Raw genomic sequence first — 17,163 nt, 5'->3', positions numbered from 1 at the left:
CCCCGCCCAGGCCCCGCTGTCCGGTGGCGGGCCGGGCCGACGAAAGGACTTCGATGGCGCAGCACGCAACCGGCGGGGACGCCACGACCGGTGCCGGCCCGGTGCGCACCGACCCGGTACCGCTGACCGATCCGGCCGAGTGGCGGCGGGTACGACAGCTCTTCCCGCTGGACACCGGGGGTGCGTACCTGAACACCGCGGCGATCGGCTCGGTCCCGACGCCGGTGCTGGAGCTGCTCGGGGCGGCCGACCGCGAGTACGCCCGCAACCCCCGGGACCCGTACGCGGACACCACCCTGACCGCCGCCCGGAGCACGCTGGCGGCCAGCTACGGCTGCGCGCCGGACGAGATCGCGATCACCCAGAGCGCCACCGACGCGACCACCCGGATCCTGCACGGACTGGACCTCGGCCCCGGCGACGAGATCCTGACCACCAGCCACGAGTGTTTCACCGTCCGGTCGCCGTTGGCGCTGCTGGCCCAGCGGCGGGGCGTGGTGCTGCGCCGGTTGGACCCGCCGGTCGGGCCGGCCCAGCGGGCCGAGCAGATCGTCGAGATGTTCGCCGCCGCGATCACCGACCGGACCCGGGTCGTCCAGTGGCCGGCGGTGAGCCTGACCATCGGTACCACCTTCCCGACGCGCGAGCTGGCCGAGCTGGCCCAGCGGCACGGCCTGGTGTCGGTGGTCGACGGCGCGCAACTGCCCGGACAGTTCGTGCTGGACCTGCACGCCACCGGGGTGGACTTCCTCAGCGCCTCCGGTGGCAAGTACCAGTGCGGCCCGCTGGGCAGCGGCATCCTGTACGCCCGCAACCGGGTACTGCCGGAGCACAACCCGGCGCCGTTGCCGACCTTCTGGCCGGTGGTGTCGTTGACCTACCCGGTCGACGGGGTGCTGCCACCCCGGGACAGTTCCCGGGAGCCGGCCTACGACCTGGGGGCGTTGCTCCAGCAGACCGACTCGGCCGACCTCTCCCGCGCCGCCGCGCTGGCCGCCGCCGCGCACCTGTTCGACGGGCTCGGTCGGGAGCGGGTGCAGCGGTACGTGCTGGGGTTGGGGGACCACCTGAGGGAACGTGTCATCGAGCACTGGGGCGCCGACCGGCTCCTCAGCCCGCACGACGACCGCCGGTTGCATTCTTCGATCGTGGCATTTCAGCCGTTCAGCGACCCTGCTGATCTCTCCGAATTTGCTCGTTTCATGGAATTCGAAACACGCATGCAACGTGAACACGGGATCGCTGTCCAATGTGTGGGATTCGCTCCGCAGGGTCAGCCACCGACTTTCGCCATCAGGATCTCGCCGCATCTCTACAACAGTCGGGAAGAAATCGACCAGGCAGTGGAGGCGATGCGGAAGGTGGCGGAGGGTTTCGGCCGCTGACCGGCCCCGCCGGCAGGGCACCGGGTGTCGTCGGCAGTGCCGTTGACCTGGGGAGGTTCCAAAGGGTCGACGGAAATGTTTCTGAACGCTGACAGAGCCCCGACAGATGACTGGCGGGAACCTTGACCACGTTCAATATTTGCTGATACCAAAGGCGTTGCGGGGTAAGTTGCCGGGGAGGCCAATGTGTCGCAGAAAAGCGCGCAGACCGCGTCACAGCAGAAAGATCTGAAGGCCATGCCACGGCTACCCCTGCCGATGCGCATGGCCGATTTCCAGCGGCGTGGGTTCCGGCTCGACCGGCCCGCGTCACGGGCCATTCTGGAGCAGCACGCGCACAGCTTCCTGACCGGGTTCAACCTGGCCGCCCTGCACTGGCGGGACCGGCACGAGGTCCTGGCCGGGGTACCCGACCCGGAGCGCGGCTTCGCCTACGAGGGCGCGGCCATGTTCGCCTCGCAGCTCGACCTCTGCACCGCCGGTCGGGCCCGGGCCGTGGAGAAGCTGCTCGCCGGCCCGGGGGACCGGTACATCCACCTGATCCACGTCGGCGCCGGCTGGACCCTCGCGCCGATGCGGCTGCCGCTGCCCCGACTGCCCCGGGCCCCGCTGATGCGCTGGCTGGCCCTGGACGGCGCCGGCTTCGGTGAGACGTTCTTCGGCGGCCTGCCGGCCCTGCGCCGACGGGCCCGCCGCCCCGTCTCGGACCGGTGGGCGGCCACCGTCGCCGGCTCCGGCCGGGCCCTGTGGTTCGTCGAGTCCGCCGACGTCGACGGCATCGCCGCAGTGATCGACGACCAGCCGCCCGCCGCCCGACCGCACCTGTGGAGCGGAGTCGGGCTGGCCTGCGGGTACGCCGGAGCCGCCGACGGCGACGAGATCGACCGGCTGGCCACCCTGGCCGCCGGTCACCTGCCCTACCTGCGGCAGGGCGTCACCTTCGCGGTCGGGGCCCGGGCCCGTTCCGGGATCGTCCCGCCGCACACCGAGGAGGTCTGCCGTCGGCTGCTCGGCACCGACGTGCACACCGTGCACCGGTGGACCACCGAGACGTCCCGGGACCTCGAATCGTCGCCGCACCTGGCCGCGTACCTGGAGTGGAAGTCCCGCCTCCGGGCCCTGGTCGCCGACCCCCGCTGAGCCCACGTTCCCTGGAGGTGAGACACATGCCGAAGACCCTTCGGCGATTCCTTCCCCAAGTTGTGGGGGTGGCACTGAGTGTGGTCCTGGCGGTGCTGGTCGCCCGGCCCGGCACCAGCGCCGCAGAGCTGAAGAGCCTGGCCGACCGGTTCGCCTTCACGGCGTACCCGCTCAACAGCGCACCGGCCGGGGCCCGTCTCGTCCGCGACGTGGCACCCGCCCTGGGCGGACTCAGCGGCTGGATCTCCGCGGTCGGTGCCGCGGTCGGCCTGGCCGACCTGCGCGGTCTCGGCCGACCCGCCGACGCCTGCCTGGTCGACCCGCGCGACGACTCGGTGACCCTGCGCGCCGTCCCGCAGGCCGGTGGTCCCGACTACCAGCCGGTCAGGCTGGAGGCCGGGAGCCTGCCCTACGACCGGACGATGGCACCGATGGGCTGCGTGCCCGCCGACTTCGACGCCGACGGCGACCAGGACATCATCGTCTACTACTGGGGCCGCTCGCCGATCGTCTTCTTCAACACCGCCGGACCGGCAGCGGCCGGCGCGACGGTGGTGCCGACCGCCGCCGGGTTCCGCCCCGCCGAACTGGTCACCCCGGTGCAGCCGTGGAACTCCACCGGGCTCAACGTCGCCGACGTCGACGGCGACGGACACCTGGACGTGCTGGTCGCCAACTACTTCCCCGACGGCGCCCGGATCCTCGACCCGGACGCCCGCGACGACCAGCGCATCGCCATGCAGCACTCGATGAACCTGGCCGCCAACGCCGGCCGCAACCAGCTCCTGCTGGCCCGCCCCACCGGCCAGCCGGACACCGTACCGGCCCTCACCGACGCCAGCGCGGCGATCCCGGCCCGGGCCTCGACGTCCTGGACCCTGGCCATCGGGTTCCAGGACCTCACCGGCGACCACCTGCCGGAGATCTACCTCGGCAACGACTTCGGCCCGGACCACCTGCTGGTCAACAGGTCCACGCCCGGCCAGGTACGGCTCGAGGCCGTGCTCGGCGACCGGGACATGGTCACCCCGAAGTCCCAGGTGCTCGGCCGGGACTCGTTCAAGGGCATGGGCGTCACCTTCACCTACGACCGGGGCAAGGCCCTGCCGATGATCGTGGTCAGCAACATCACCACGAACTTCGCCCTGCACGAGAGCAACTTCGCCTTCGTCCCCACCGGCGACGGCAAGGAACTGCTCGCCGGGGAGGTGCCCTTCACCAACCGCAGCGAACAGCTCGGCCTGTCCCGCTCCGGATGGGCCTGGGACGTCAAGTCCGGTGACTTCGACAACGACGGCGTGGACGAGCTGATGCAGGCCACCGGCTTCGTCAAGGGCGACACCAACTTCTGGCCCCAGTTGCAGGAACTGGCCATGGGCAACGACGACCTGCTGCGCTTCCCGGCCACCTGGCCGCACTTCGTACCCGGTGCCGACCTCTCCGGCCACGAGCACAACCCGTTCTGGGCGCGCAACTCCGACGGTCGGTACACCGACCTCGCCCCCGAGCTGGGTATCGACGACCCGGACGTGTCCCGTGGGCTGAGCTTCGGTGACGTCAACGGCGACGGTCGACTGGACGTGCTGGTCGCCAACCAGTGGGAGGACTCCCGGGTCCTGCTCAACGACGGCAAGGCGGCCCCCGGGGTGGGGCTGCGCCTGGAGCTGCCCGCCGGCACCGGCACCCGCCCGGCGATCGGCGCCCAGATCGAGGTACGCGACCCGGAGGGCAGCCGCCGCGCCCAGCTCTTCCCGGCCAACGGCCACGCCGGGGTCTCCGCCGCCGAGCTGCACCTGGCCCTGCCGGCCAGCGGCAGCGTACCGGCCACCGTGTCCTGGCGGGACGCCAACGGCGTGCACCGCGCCGAGATCACCCTCACCGCAGGGCGCCACACCGTCCTGCTCAACCCCGACGGAACGGCGGTAGTCCGATGACAACCACGGCGGAGCCCCGCAACGCCGCAGCTCCCGACCAGGTCGCCGGCCCGGCGGCCCCGGTGACGCCGGCGACCACCCCGACCTTCGTCGTCACCCCCCGGGTCAAGGCCCTGCGCCGGTTCGCCCTCTCCATCACCGTGTTCAACATCCTCGGCCACGTGTTCCTCGGCTTCGAGCAGTCCCCGATCACCCCGATCCTCTCCGTGCTGGTCAGCTACGCGGTGGCGCTGCTGATGGAGTGGCTGGACTCCCGGGCCCGGGGGCGCCGGCCCGAGTACGCGGGCGGACGCCACGAGCTGATCACCTTCCTGCTGCCCGCCCACATCGCCGGCCTGGCCTGCGGCATGCTGCTGTGGGGCAACTCGTCGCTCTGGCCGTACCTGTTCGCGGTGACCGTGGCCAACGTCAGCAAGTACGTCATCCGGCTGCGCAGCGGTGACCGGCTGCGGCACGTGCTCAACCCGTCCAACGCCGGCATCGCGCTGACCCTGGTGCTCTTCCCGTGGGTCGGCATCGCGCCGCCGTACCACTTCACCAACAACATCTCCGGCGCCGTCGACTGGCTGCTCCCGCTCGGCGTCCTGATGCTCGGCACGATGCTCAACGCCAAGCTCACCCGGCGCAGCCCGCTCATCCTCGCCTGGGTCGGCGGGTTCGTCGCCCAGGCCGTGCTGCGCTGGCTGATCCTGGACCACACCCTGATCGGCGCGCTGCTGCCGATCACCGGGTTCGCCTTCATCCTGTTCACCAACTACATGATCACCGACCCCGGGACCACTCCCACCAAGGTCCGTGGGCAGATCATCTTCGGCCTCACCGCCGCCGCGGTCTACGGCATCCTGGTGGTCTCCGGGATCTCCTTCGGCCTCTTCTTCGCCCTGGTGATCACCTGCATGATGCGCGGCGTGGTCCTGCTGGTCGCCCGCCACCGCACCGGCGCAGCGGCCACCACCGTCGGCGGGTCGCCGACACCCGTGGGGGCCGGCGGATGAACACCGAGCCGATCGCGGTCGTCGGGATCGCCTGCCGGTACCCGGACGCGACCGGCCCCGACGAACTGTGGCAGACCGTCCTGGGCCGCCGCCGGGGCTTCCGGCTCCTGCCGGAACAGCGCCTCGGCGTCGGCTACCGGGGCGACCGGGACGACCCGGACGTCACCTACGTGACGCACGCCGGCCTGCTGCGGGACTGGACCTTCGACCGGGAACGCTTCGGCATCCCCGGCCCGCTGTACCGCTCCGCCGACCACAGCCACTGGCTCGCCCTGGCCACCGCCGCCGACGTGCTCGCCGACGCCGGCCTGCACGCCGACGACCTGGACCGCGACGGGGTGGACCGGGACCGGGTCGGGGTGGTCATCGGCAACTCGCTGACCGGTGAGTTCAGCCGGTCCTGGACGGTCCGCGCCCGGCTGCCGTTCCTGCGCAGCGCCGCCGCCCTGGCCATGGACCGGGCCGGGGTGGACGACGACCGGGCCGCCCTGGCCCTGGCCGAACTGGAGCACCTGGTCCGGTCCACCTTCGCCGAACCGAACGACGAGACCCTCGCCGGGTCGCTGTCCAACACCATCGCCGGCCGGATCTGCAACCACTTCGACTTCCACGGCACCGGCTACACCGTCGACGGTGCCTGCTCGTCGAGCCTGCTGGCGGTGATGACCGCCTGCCGGGCCCTGCGCGACGGCGAACTCGACCTGGCCATCGCCGGTGGCGTGGACCTGAGCCTCGACCCGCTGGAACTGGTCGGGTTCGCCCGGGTCGGCGCGCTCGCCGTGGACGAGATGCGGGTGTACGACGCCGACCCGACCGGCTTCCTGCCCGGCGAGGGCTGCGGGATGGTCGCGTTGATGCGCGCCGAGCAGGCCGACCGGCTGGGACTGCGCAGCTACGCCCGGATCGTCGGCTGGGGCACCTCCTCCGACGGCTCCGGCGGGCTGACCCGTCCGGCCGCGCACGGCCAGGTCAAGGCGCTGCGCCGGGCGTACGCGATGGCCGGCCTCGACCCGACCACGGTCGGCCTGGTGGAGGGACACGGCACCGGGACCGCGGTCGGCGACCGGGTGGAACTGGAGACCCTCCGGGAGGTCCTGACCGGACCGGGTCGCGCCACCCCGGCCGCCCTGGGCAGCATCAAGGCCAACATCGGCCACACCAAGGCCGCCGCCGGGGTGGCCGGACTGATCAAGGCGGCCCTCGCCGTGCACCACCGGGTCCTGCCGCCGACCACCGGCTGCGACAGCCCGCACGGGCTGCTGCGCGACGGCGGCAGCCCGGTGCAGGTGCTCGCCGAACCCCGCGAGTGGACCGGGCCGGACACCGTCGCCGCCGTGTCGTCGATGGGCTTCGGCGGCATCAACTCGCACGTCGTCCTCGCCGGGGCGGACCCGGGCCGCCCGGTGGCCCCGGCCGCGACCCTCGCCCGGCTCGCCGCCCCGCTGCCCGACCACGACATCGTGCTGCTCGGCGCGGCCGACCGGGCGGAACTGGACCAGCGGCTCGCCGCCCTCGCCGAACAGGCCGCCCGGCTGAGCCGGGCCGAACTGCACGACCTCGCCGTCACCTGTCACACGCTGGCCGGCGACGACGCCTACCGGGCCGCTCTGATCGCGGCCCGGCCCACCCAGCTCGCCGAGGCGGCCGGGCGGGCCCGGGACCTGCTGGCCGACCTCGCCGGCCCGCTCGCGCTCGACGAGCGGGCCGGCGCGGTCGTCGCCCACGGCCCGGCGGCCCGGGTGGGACTGCTCTTCCCCGGGCAGGCCGCCCCGGTCCGCGCCGACCTGCCCGACTGGGCCCGCCGGCTCGACGTGCCGGCGTTCCCCGACGGGCTGGTGGTCCGCGACGGCGAGGTCGCCACCGAACAGGCCCAACCGGCGGTGGTCCGGTCCAGCCTGGCCGGGGTGGCCTGGCTCGACGCGCTCGGCTGCCGGCCGGTTGCCGCCACCGGACACAGCCTCGGCGAGATCAGCGCCCTGGTCTGGGCCGGCGCGCTCTCCGCCGCCGACGGACTGGCCCTGGCCGCCGCCCGGGGCCGGCTGATGGCCGAACACGGCCTGCCCGGCAGCACGATGGCCAGCCTGGCCACCGACGTCGGCCAGACCCGGCAGCTCATCGGTGACGCGGCGGTGGTGGTCGCCGGTCGTAACGGACTGCGACAGACCACCATCGCCGGGCACGTCGACGAGGTCCGCGCCGTGCTGGCCCGGGCCGCCGCCGACGGGGTAGCCGGTCGCCAGCTTCCGGTCTCGCACGGCTTCCACAGCCCGGCGATGGACCCGGTCGGCGAGCCGCTACGGGCCGCACTGCGGGAGCTGACCTGGCGCGAGCCGGTCCGGTCGGTCGTCTCGACCACCACCGGAGCACCGCTGCCGGCCGGCACGGACCTGGCCGACCTGCTGGTCGACCAGCTCACCCGGCCGGTGGAGTTCCTCGCCGCGGTGACCCACCTGGCCGCCGGGTGTGACCTGCTGGTGGAGGTGGGGCCGGGCACCATCCTCGCCGGTCTGGCCGCCGACTGCGGGGTCACCCTGCCCACGGTGAGCCTCGACTGCGGTGGCCCGCAGCGCCGGCACGCCTGGGTCACCGCCGTGCTCGCCGCCACCGGTGCGGGCGATCCGGCGCCGTTCTTCGCCGGGCGACCGGCCCGGTCGATGCTTCCCGGCCAGCCGGTCGCGTTGCTGGAGAACCAGTGCGAGACCCTGCCCTCGGTGGCGCTGCCGGCCGGCGACCGGCTGTGCTCCGCCCGGGAGTCGGCACTCGCACCCGTCGCCGGTACGGACAGCCCCGCCGGGGTGGCCGCCGGCAGCGACCCGCTGGGCGCCCTGCGCCGGCACCTGTCCCGGGTACTGGAGCTGCCGCTCGACGGCATCCGACCGGACGCCAGCCTCCTCGGCGACCTGCACCTGAACTCGTTGCAGGTGGTGCAGACCTTCGCCGAACTGGCCGGCTCGCTCGGCAAGGTACCCGGCCAGCCGCCGGCCGAACTGGCCGGCGCCACCGTCGGCCGGGCCGCCGAACTGCTCGCCGACCTGCCCGACGCCGCCGGGGAGAGCGACACCGTGGAAGGGGTACGCCCCGACGTGCGGGTGTTCGCGCACAGCTGGGTGCCGTACCGGCCCGGACCGGCCCGGACCCCGGTGAGCTGGCAGGTGCACGCCCCGGACGGGCACTGGCTGCCGGACGTGGCCGCCGAGGCGCCGGCCAACGGGCCGAGGATCCGGCACGGCCTGGCGGTCGTCCTACCCGACGTCGCCGCCGACACCACCGCCCCGCCCGGCGACACCGCCACCCGGATCGCCGGCCTGATGGCCCTGATCGGCGCCGAACAGCCCGACCGGCTGCTGGTGGTCCACCACGACCACCCGGCCGCCGCCGCGCTGGCCCGCAGCGCCGTGGCCGAGATCCCCGGCTGCGCCGCCACCGTCGTCGACGTGCCGCCCGGACAGCGGTTGACCGACCTCGGGGTGGCCGACCACCGGGGCTACCTGGAACTGCGGATGGACCCGCAGGGCGGGATCCTGCGCTCGCAGACCATGGTGCGACCGGTGGCCGGCGCGGAACCGCTGCCCCTGTCCGCCGGGGACGTCGTCCTGGTCACCGGCGGGGTCACCGGCATCACCGCCTCCTCGGCGGCGGTACTGGCCGAGGAGGCCGGCGCCGTGCTGGTGGTGTTCGGCCGCAGCAGCGCCGACGACCCCCGGGTCCGCGCCGGGCTGGCCCAGCTCGCCGAGCGGGTACCCGCGCACTACGTCAGCTGCGACGTCACCGACCCGCAGGCGGTACCGGCCGCACTGGCCGCCGCCGCGGTGCACGGCCCGGTGGCCGCCCTGGTGCACGGCGCGGGTGTGAACGAACCCCGCCGAATGTCCGACGTGGACGGTGACGGTCTGCGCCGTACCCTGGCACCCAAGGTGGACGGGCTGCGTCACCTGCTCGACGCCGCCGGCGACCGGTTGAAGCTGGTCCTGGCCTACGGCTCCATCATCGGCCGCTGCGGTCTGGCCGGGCAGCCGGAGTACTGCCTGGCCAACGACTGGATGCGGATCGAGGTGGAGCGCTGGGCACAGCGGCACCCGGGGTGCCGGGCGCACGTACTGGAGTGGTCGGTCTGGGCCGACCGGGGCATGGGCGTCCGGCTCGGCGCCCTCGACGGGCTCCGCCGTCAGGGGGTCACCCCGATCGACCCGGAGCGTGGCGAGGCGGTGCTGCGGGACCTGCTCGCCGATCCGGGTACCCCGGTCACCGTCCTGGTGACCAGCCGGTTCCCGGCCACCCCGGCGCTGGCCACGCCCACCGTCGCGCCCACCGGCACGCTGCGGTTCGCCGAGGAGCGGCACGACCTGCTGCCCTCGGTGGAGGTGGTGCTGGAGAGCAGCCTCACCGTCGGCTCCGACCCGTACCTGGCCGACCACCGGCTGGACGGCACCGCCGTGTTCCCGGCCGTACTCGGCATGGAGGCGATGGCCCAGGCCACTGCCACCCTGCGGGGCACCCGGGAGGTCTGGTCGCTGCGGGACGCCGCGTTCACCGCGCCGATCACCGTGCCGGAGCGGGCGGCCCGGACCCTGCGCACCGCCGCCCTCGGCGCCGCGCACGACCCGGACGAGGTCGAGGTGGTGCTCCGCGACGACAGCGATGGTTTCGCCGGTACCCGGTTCCGGGCCACCGTCGCCCCGGCCGGCGAACCTCCGGCCCCGGTGGGGGCGCGTACCCCGGTCAGCGCCCTGGACCGGCCGCACGCGTTCTACGGTCCGGTGCTCTTCCACGAGGGCCGGTTCCAGCGGTTGACCAGCTACGAGTGGCTGTCGGCGTTCGCCGTGCGGGCCTGGGTCGACGCCGACCCGGCAGCCCGGTGGTTCTCCGAGTTCCACGGTCAGGAACTGCTGCTCGGTGATCCGGGGGTGCTGGACGCCAGCATCCACGTCCTGCTGGCCTGCGTACCGCACCGCCGGGCGCTGCCGGTCGCGGTCGAGCGGTTCACCGCCTGGCGTCCGGTGGACGGGCCGGTCCTGGTCAGCGCGACCGAACGGTCGCACACCGCCGACGAGTACGTCTTCGACGTGGACCTGCACGACCCGGACGGCCGGCCGGTGGCCACCTGGACCGGTCTGCACCTGCGGGCGGTCGGCCCGCACCGCAACGATCCGCTGCCGTTCGCGGCGATGGGCCCGTCGCTGGCCCGGCGGCTCATCGAGTGCGAGGTGGCCGACGACATCGACATCTGGTCGTTGCCGGGGGCCACGGCCACCCCGGCCCGGACGGTGCCGGGCTGGTCGGGGCCGGTGGCCACGTACCGGACCGGCTGGGGGGTGATCGGCGCCCGGGCGCCCCGACCGGTCGCGTTCGACTGGCGGTTGTCCGGCCCGTCCATGGGGGAGACCGATCCGGCACCGGACCGGCTCGCGCTGGACATCGCGGACAAGACCGGCGAGCCGGTCGAGGTGGCGGTGCTGCGGGTGCAGGTGGCCGAGGCCGCGTTGCGCCGGCTGCCGAAACGACCCGCGACCCAGCCGCTGCGCCTGGACCAGGTCGTCGAACCGGGACTGGTCGTGGTGCGCAGCAACGGTACCCAGGTGCTCGTCGCCCGGGTCGCGGTGGCCGGCGGACCGGCCCCGGTGACGGTGGCCGTGGCGATCGATGGAGGGCAGCGATGACCACACCCGTGTACCACTACCGTCATCTGGTCACGTTCGACGAGACCAACCTGGTGGGCAACGTGTACTTCGCCCACTACCTGCACTGGCAGGGACACTGCCGGGAACGGTTCCTGCTCGACCACGCGCCGGGCGTGCTCAAGGCCGTGCAGTCGGGAGAACTGGCCCTGGTCACCGTCTCCTGCGCGATGGACTACTACGCCGAGTCGTTCGGGCTCGATGTCATCGACGTCGGCATGACGTTGCGTGGCAAGGGCGCCAACCGGGTCGAGATGGATTTCCAGTTCTGCCGGGACGACGTCACCGTGGCCATCGGCCGGCAGACCGTGGCGTGTATGCGGCGGGACGGGGACCGGACCGTACCGGTGTCCGTACCGGAGGAACTGGCGCGGGCGGTGGAGATGTTCGCGCCATGACCGGCCGGCCGGTCGCCGCCATTTCCTATAGCGACCGGCCGGCCGCCGGACCCGACTGTCGACGGTGGCGCAGGTGACGTCACCTGCGCCATCCCGTCGGCGTCGTCGGTCCGTATCGTGTGGACAATTTGATAGCAGCCGGTGATCTGCACCTCGCAGGGCGTTTCCCGACCGCCACCACCTGTGGTTAACTGGCTATACCTTTTGCCACCGCAAGCGGTGCGGCCCGGATCCGTCGGATCGGGGCCTTTCGCTGTCTAGAGCGAGGAGGGCAGGTGTCGCACCCTTGCCGGCGGGGCCATCCGTACATCTGACCAACCAGGCGCCAGTGTCGGCGACGGGTTGACGCGACCGAGAAGAACGCTCGGACACCAACCGGAGGATCACTCGATGAGCACCGAGACCAACAAGTCGGCCGAGAGCGCGGGGCTGCCGTCGCCCGGCGCCGACGGCACAGCCGCAGCGGCACCACCGGGGGCGGGACGCGCCCTGCTGGCGGTACTCTGCCTCGCGCAGTTCATGCTGATCCTCGACGTCGCCGTGGTGGCCGTGGCCATGCCGACCATCCAGCTCGACCTGGGTATCGGCGCCGCCGACATCATGTGGGTCGGCACGGCGTACGCGCTGACCTTCGGCGGTTTCCTGGTCACCGCCGGACGCTTCGCCGACCTGTTCGGCGCCCGCCGGATGCTGCTGGTCGGTCTGGTGGTGTTCGCCCTCGGCTCGCTCGGCTGCGGCGTGGCCGACAGCGGGCTGGTGCTCTTCCTCTCCCGGGGTGTGCAGGGCCTCGGCGCGGCGATGGTCTCGCCGGCCGCGCTGGCCATGGTGATGGTGAGCTTCGGCGAGGGCGCCGGCAAGGCGAAGGCCCTGGCCGCCTGGGGTGCGGTCTCCTCCGGCAGCGCGGTCGTCGGCCAGCTCCTCGGCGGTATCCTCACCGAGCTGGCGAGCTGGCGCCTGATCTTCCTGATCAACCTGCCCTTCGCGCTGCTGGTCATCGTGGCGGTGCTGCGGCAGGTCAGCGACCAGCGCGAGCGGCAGAGCGGCAAGACCGACCTGGTCGGCGCGAGCCTCCTCACCGCCGGCATGGTGCTGCTGGTCACCGCCGCCTCGCAGGCCGGCAACGGCGGCTTCCGGCCCGTGGTCCTGCTGACCGGCCTGGCCGGCCTGGTGCTGCTGGCGGTCTTCTGGTTTGTCGAGCGTCGGGTCAGCCAGCCGATGGTGCCGCTGGGCCTGTTCCGCAACCGGCACGTCAGCCTGGGCAACGTCATCTGCTTCGCCTCGGCCGGCGCCACCATGGCCGTGGTCTTCTTCGCGGCCCTGGTGATGCAGCAGGTTCTCGGTGCCTCGTCGCTCCAGGCGGGCCTTACCTTCGCCCCGGTCTCGGCGCTGATCACCGTGGCGGCACTGAAGTCCGGTGCCGCGGTGGCCAAGTTCGGGGTGAAGAACGTGCTGCTGATCGCCGCCGCGTGCAGTGCGGTCGGCATCGTGCTGCTCTCCATGACCCCGGCCGACGGCAACTACCTGCTGCACATCGTGCCGGGCCTGGTGATCTTCGGCATCGGCGGTGGTCTCGGCTTCGCGCCGGCCATGTTCGTGGCGACCACCGGGGTCCCCCCGACCGAGCAGGGTCTGGCCTCCGGCCTGCTCTCGACCTCCCAGCAGATCGGTGGCGTCCTCTCCCTCGCCCTGCTCAACGTGGTCGTGGTGCGGGTGGCGGCCGGCGGCGTGGACGGCTCGGCCGAGGCGCTGATGTCCGGCTACCGGGCCGGTTTCCTCACCGCCCTGATCCTGCCGGTGCTGGTCGCGGTCTGTGTCCTGGCCCTGCCGAAGGGGGCGATCGCGCCGCCGCCCATGATGATGATGGGCCCGCCGCCCAAGGAGGACTGACCCTCCCGGGTGGACGACGCCGGTGGGCCGTACCCGTCACGGGTGCGGCCCACCGTCATGTCCGGGCGCCGACGACCGGGAGAGGATGGGTTGATGACCGGAATCTGTACCGCGCACACGGCTGATCTGGACGCCGCGACCCGGACCGCGATCCGGGCACTGCTGACCACGGCCTTCGACGGCGACTTCTCCGACGAGGACTGGGAGCACTCCCTGGGCGGGGTACACGCGCTGGTCCTGGAGGGCGACGAGCTGGTCGGGCACGGCGCGGTGGTGCAACGGCGGTTGCTGTACCGGGGACGGGCGCTGCGCGCCGGCTACGTCGAGGGCGTCGCGGTCCGGGCCGACCGGCGCGGGCGCGGGTACGGGGCCGCGGTGCTGACGGAACTGGAGCGGGTGGTCGCGGGCGGCTACGACCTCGGGGCGCTGAGCAGCAGCGAGGAGGCCCTCGGGTTCTACGCGGCCCGGGGTTGGCTGCGCTGGACCGGGCCGACCTCGGTGCTCGGCCCGGAGGGTGTCCGCCGCACCGCCGACGACGACGGCGGCGTCTTCGTCCTGCCCGGTGCGGTACCGCTGGAGGTGTCCGAGCCGCTGGTCTGCGACTGGCGCGACGGCGACGTCTGGTGAGCCCGGCCGGGGCCGGCGCGGCCCCTCAGGTGAAGACGTGCGGCGCCGGCTCCTCCTCCTCGGTGACCTCGGTGCTCAGCCGCCCGTAGCAGCGGGAGAGGCGGAGCACCGGGTCCAGCAGGGTGCTGTCGACCCGCCCGTCCCGCCACACCTCCGGCTCGACGTGCACGTGGACCACCTCGCCGACGACGAGGTTGCCGTTGCCGACCGGGTGGATCGCGGCCACCCGGCACTCCAGGTGCGCGCGGGCCTCCTGGACCCGGTCCGGCCGGACCCGGACCGACGGCGCCGGGGTCAGCCCCACCTCGCCGAACTCGTCGACCTCGGCGTCGAAGTGGCTGCCGGTGGCGTCGAGCTGTTTGAGCAGGCTCTGGTCGGCGATGTTGATGACGAACTCGCCGGTGGCCCGGATGTTGCGCAGGGTGTCCTTCTCCCCGATGGAGGAGAACGCGACGTGTGGCGGGTGGTCGGCGACCAGACTGAAGTACGAGTACGGGGCCAGGTTCCGGTGTCCGGTCGGCGCCACGGTAGACACCCAGGCGATCGGTCGGGGTACCACCAGCGAGGTGATGAGCTGGTAGACGTCCGGCTTGCGCCAGTCGGCGGGTGCGATCTCCAGCGGCTCGGTGAGCTGGCCTGGGGCGATGGGCGGCTGCGATGACATGCGGACTCCAATCAGCGGTGACCCCGGTCCGCGTCGACGGGCGACGCGGGCCGGGGTCGGTGACTCACCGCGGCATCCGGTTGAGCCACTGGTCGCCGAACTGCATGAGCGGGCAGTACTTGACGGCGCGCAGGTGCCGCATCTCGCGGAGCATGCTGGTGGCGTTCTGCGCGATCTTGCCGGGCTGGACCAGGGAACGGTCGTTGCCGACCAGCACCGCGGCGAGCGTCACGTGCCGTTCCAGGTCGAGCAGGTCGGCTTCGAGGACCTCGTCCCGGGCGGCGGCCAGTTGCGGCCGGGTGACGTACAGGTCGGCGTACGGCTCGGGCAGTACCCGCAGCAGTTCGTCGACGGCGGCCCGGTAGCGACGGTGTTCGAGCTGCATCACCCCGGTGAGGTTGATCCGGACGAACGGGGGTGCCATGGTCGGCCGGATCACCTCCTGGTAGTACCGGGCCGGCAGGGCGCCACTGTGGATCATCCCGGCGGTGAAGCCCCGGATCAGCGTGGCGGCCGTGGTGAGCGCCCGGGTCGCCGCCGCGTCGTCGCCGGCCTCCACCAGCTCGCAGGCCCGCCGCAGCTCGTCGGCGGTGTGCACGTTGACCAGGAAGTAGAAGTGGTGCACCAGGAACCAGCGGTCCAACCAGTCACCGCTCGGTTCGAACCAGCTCTGCTCGGTCACCCGGCCGTTGGCCCGTTCCGCCGGTACGGTGGCCGTCGGGTCGGGCTCGGGGCGCAGCAGCTCCAGCAGCGCCGCCATGCTGGTCAGCTCGGCCAGCACGTCGTTGATCTCCAGCATGGTCAGCCGCAGGTCGGCCAGGGTGCGGAAGGTGTTCACCACCGCCTGGGCGGCCTGCTGCTCCGGGTTGAGCGCGGCGTGCCGGACCCGGAAGTAGTCCGAGTGCACCGGTACCGGGGGTGGAAGCTGCTCCGCCCCCTCCACCGGGGCGACGGCCGCGAGGCGGCGGCCCAGCGTACCGAGACTCTCCACGGCGAACCGGAAGTGCTTGTCGATCGGGGTGCCCCCGCTACGGCCGATCATGTCGATCAGTGCGCCCAGGCTCGCCTCGGCCTGGGCCCACAACTCCCGGACGGACTGGTCGAAGCGGGGCCGTTGCCGGTTGACTGGCTCGGGGATCACCACGAGCGGAACGGCGCTGGACGGCATGACACCCGGATCGCCCGGCATGGCAGCTCCTTCGACGTGGGGGTGGTCGTCAGCTAGCGGACGGCAGCCGGCTCGCCGTGCAGGGCGACCGGGATGGCCGAGTGGCCACGCAGCGTGGCGTTCTCCCACCAGGCCAGCTCGCCGTCGATCCGCAGGTCGGGGAAGCGACGCAGCAGGGCCGGCAGGGCGACCCGGGCCTCGATCCGGGCCACCGCGTTGCCGAGGCAGGAGTGCGCACCCCGCCCGAAGCCCAGGTGCGGGTTGGGGGAGCGGGTCAGCACCAGGTTCTCCGGGTCGTCGAACCGGGCCGGGTCACGGTTGGCGGCGGCGAGCACGATGATCACCATGTCGCCCCGGCGCAGCCGGCGGTCGTCGATGGTGACGTCCTCGGTGCAGACCCGGCTGACCACGTGCACCGGCCCGGAGAACCGGACCAGCTCCTCGACCCCGGCGTCCACGTCGGCGAAGAACTGCGGCAGCAGCTCGGGACGGTTCAGCAGGGTGGTCAGCGCGTTGCCCAGGAACCGGGCCGGTACCTCGAACCCCGCGTGCCAGAACGCGCGCAGCGAGTTGTTGAGGACCGCGTCGGTGTAGTCGACCTTGCTGCGGTTGGTGGCGACGAAACCGGAGATGCCCTCGGTCGGTCCACCGGCCAGCCACCGGCCGACGAAGTCGCTGAAGTGCTGGCGGGCCGCGAGCCCGGCCTCCTCGCTGTTCGGGTCCAGGCCGGCGTCCATGCTGCGGTGCAGCTCGTCGTTGCGCTGCCGCCACTCCTCGTCGGCCTCCGGTGGCGGCATGCCGACCAGCTGGGAGATGGTGCCCAGGGTGAACGGGGTGGCGAAGTCGGTGACGAAGTTGATGCTGTCCCGGCCGGCGATCTCGTCGAGCAGCCGGGCGGCGCGTTCCTCGGCGTTCCGCTCCAGGGTGCCCAGGTCCTGGGAGCGCAGCGCGTCGATGGCGAAGTGCCGCAGCGGCGTCTGGTCCGGCGGGTCGAGGGTCTGCAGGCTCAGCAGCGGACCCGGGGTGGGGATGCCCACCTTACGGAAGTCCGCGGCGAACACGGCCGGGTTCTTCAGTGCCTGGAGGCAGTCGGCGTGCCGGGTCAGCACCCAGGCGCCGAGCTCGGAATGCCAGTGCACCGGATCCTCTTCCCGCAACCGCCGGTAGACGGGGTACGGGTCCCGGATGACCTCGGGGTCGAGCGGATTGAACAGCTCGTCCTGGTTGCTCACTTTCGACCTGCCTGTCTGGCCTGCCGGCCGGATACCTGCCGATGCGGGTGGTCGTGGT

At 72.8% G+C, this 17,163-nt stretch carries 11 protein-coding genes; 8 read left to right on the top strand and 3 right to left on the bottom strand.

The window, feature by feature from the left end:
* Positions 1-53: 53 nt before the first annotated feature.
* From GSF22_RS07980 to GSF22_RS07945, 8 genes are all read left to right on the top strand, one after another.
* The gene (locus tag GSF22_RS07980) at positions 54-1,385 is read left to right on the top strand and encodes an aminotransferase class V-fold PLP-dependent enzyme (protein ID WP_208812399.1); all 1,332 of its coding nucleotides are present in this window, start codon (positions 54-56) and stop codon (positions 1,383-1,385) included.
* Between the two features lie 186 nt (positions 1,386-1,571).
* Positions 1,572-2,525, top strand: a complete 954-nt coding sequence (locus tag GSF22_RS07975) for a DUF1702 family protein (protein WP_208812397.1) — start codon at positions 1,572-1,574, stop codon at positions 2,523-2,525.
* 68 nt (positions 2,526-2,593) lie between these two features.
* Complete coding sequence (locus tag GSF22_RS07970) at positions 2,594-4,459, top strand: CRTAC1 family protein (protein WP_307803827.1); 1,866 nt, start codon at positions 2,594-2,596, stop codon at positions 4,457-4,459.
* Positions 4,456-5,454: an RnfABCDGE type electron transport complex subunit D gene (locus GSF22_RS07965; protein ID WP_208812393.1), complete on the top strand. Its 999-nt coding sequence runs from the start codon at positions 4,456-4,458 to the stop codon at positions 5,452-5,454. Before GSF22_RS07970 ends, GSF22_RS07965 begins: the two co-directional genes overlap by 4 nt.
* Positions 5,451-11,111 (top strand): type I polyketide synthase, encoded by a 5,661-nt coding sequence (locus GSF22_RS07960; RefSeq protein WP_208812392.1) that lies wholly within the window; start codon positions 5,451-5,453, stop codon positions 11,109-11,111. Before GSF22_RS07965 ends, GSF22_RS07960 begins: the two co-directional genes overlap by 4 nt.
* Positions 11,108-11,527: an acyl-CoA thioesterase gene (locus tag GSF22_RS07955; protein WP_208812390.1), complete on the top strand. Its 420-nt coding sequence runs from the start codon at positions 11,108-11,110 to the stop codon at positions 11,525-11,527. Before GSF22_RS07960 ends, GSF22_RS07955 begins: the two co-directional genes overlap by 4 nt.
* Before the next feature lie 390 nt (positions 11,528-11,917).
* On the top strand, positions 11,918-13,414 hold the full coding sequence (locus GSF22_RS07950) for an MFS transporter (RefSeq protein ID WP_208812388.1): 1,497 nt from the start codon (positions 11,918-11,920) through the stop codon (positions 13,412-13,414).
* Positions 13,415-13,471: 57 nt separating this feature from the next.
* On the top strand, positions 13,472-14,041 hold the full coding sequence (locus tag GSF22_RS07945; RefSeq protein WP_439957753.1) for a GNAT family N-acetyltransferase: 570 nt from the start codon (positions 13,472-13,474) through the stop codon (positions 14,039-14,041).
* A gap of 25 nt (positions 14,042-14,066) precedes the next feature.
* Here the strand turns inward: GSF22_RS07945 and GSF22_RS07940 are convergent, their stop codons facing one another.
* The 3 genes from GSF22_RS07940 to GSF22_RS35625 form a co-directional block, all read right to left on the bottom strand.
* The gene (locus GSF22_RS07940) at positions 14,067-14,705 is read right to left on the bottom strand and encodes a flavin reductase family protein (RefSeq protein WP_208812384.1); all 639 of its coding nucleotides are present in this window, start codon (positions 14,703-14,705) and stop codon (positions 14,067-14,069) included.
* A gap of 64 nt (positions 14,706-14,769) precedes the next feature.
* Positions 14,770-15,894: a hypothetical protein gene (locus GSF22_RS07935; RefSeq protein ID WP_208812382.1), complete on the bottom strand. Its 1,125-nt coding sequence runs from the start codon at positions 15,892-15,894 to the stop codon at positions 14,770-14,772.
* 32 nt (positions 15,895-15,926) lie between these two features.
* Positions 15,927-17,105: a cytochrome P450 gene (locus tag GSF22_RS35625; RefSeq protein ID WP_208812380.1), complete on the bottom strand. Its 1,179-nt coding sequence runs from the start codon at positions 17,103-17,105 to the stop codon at positions 15,927-15,929.
* Positions 17,106-17,163: the final 58 nt, after the last annotated feature.

This window comes from Micromonospora echinofusca (assembly GCF_017614955.1).
Classification (GTDB): domain Bacteria; phylum Actinomycetota; class Actinomycetes; order Mycobacteriales; family Micromonosporaceae; genus Micromonospora; species Micromonospora echinofusca_A.
The sequence above is the reverse complement of the archived record's forward strand: the minus strand, read 5'-3'. Positions and strand labels throughout refer to the sequence as shown.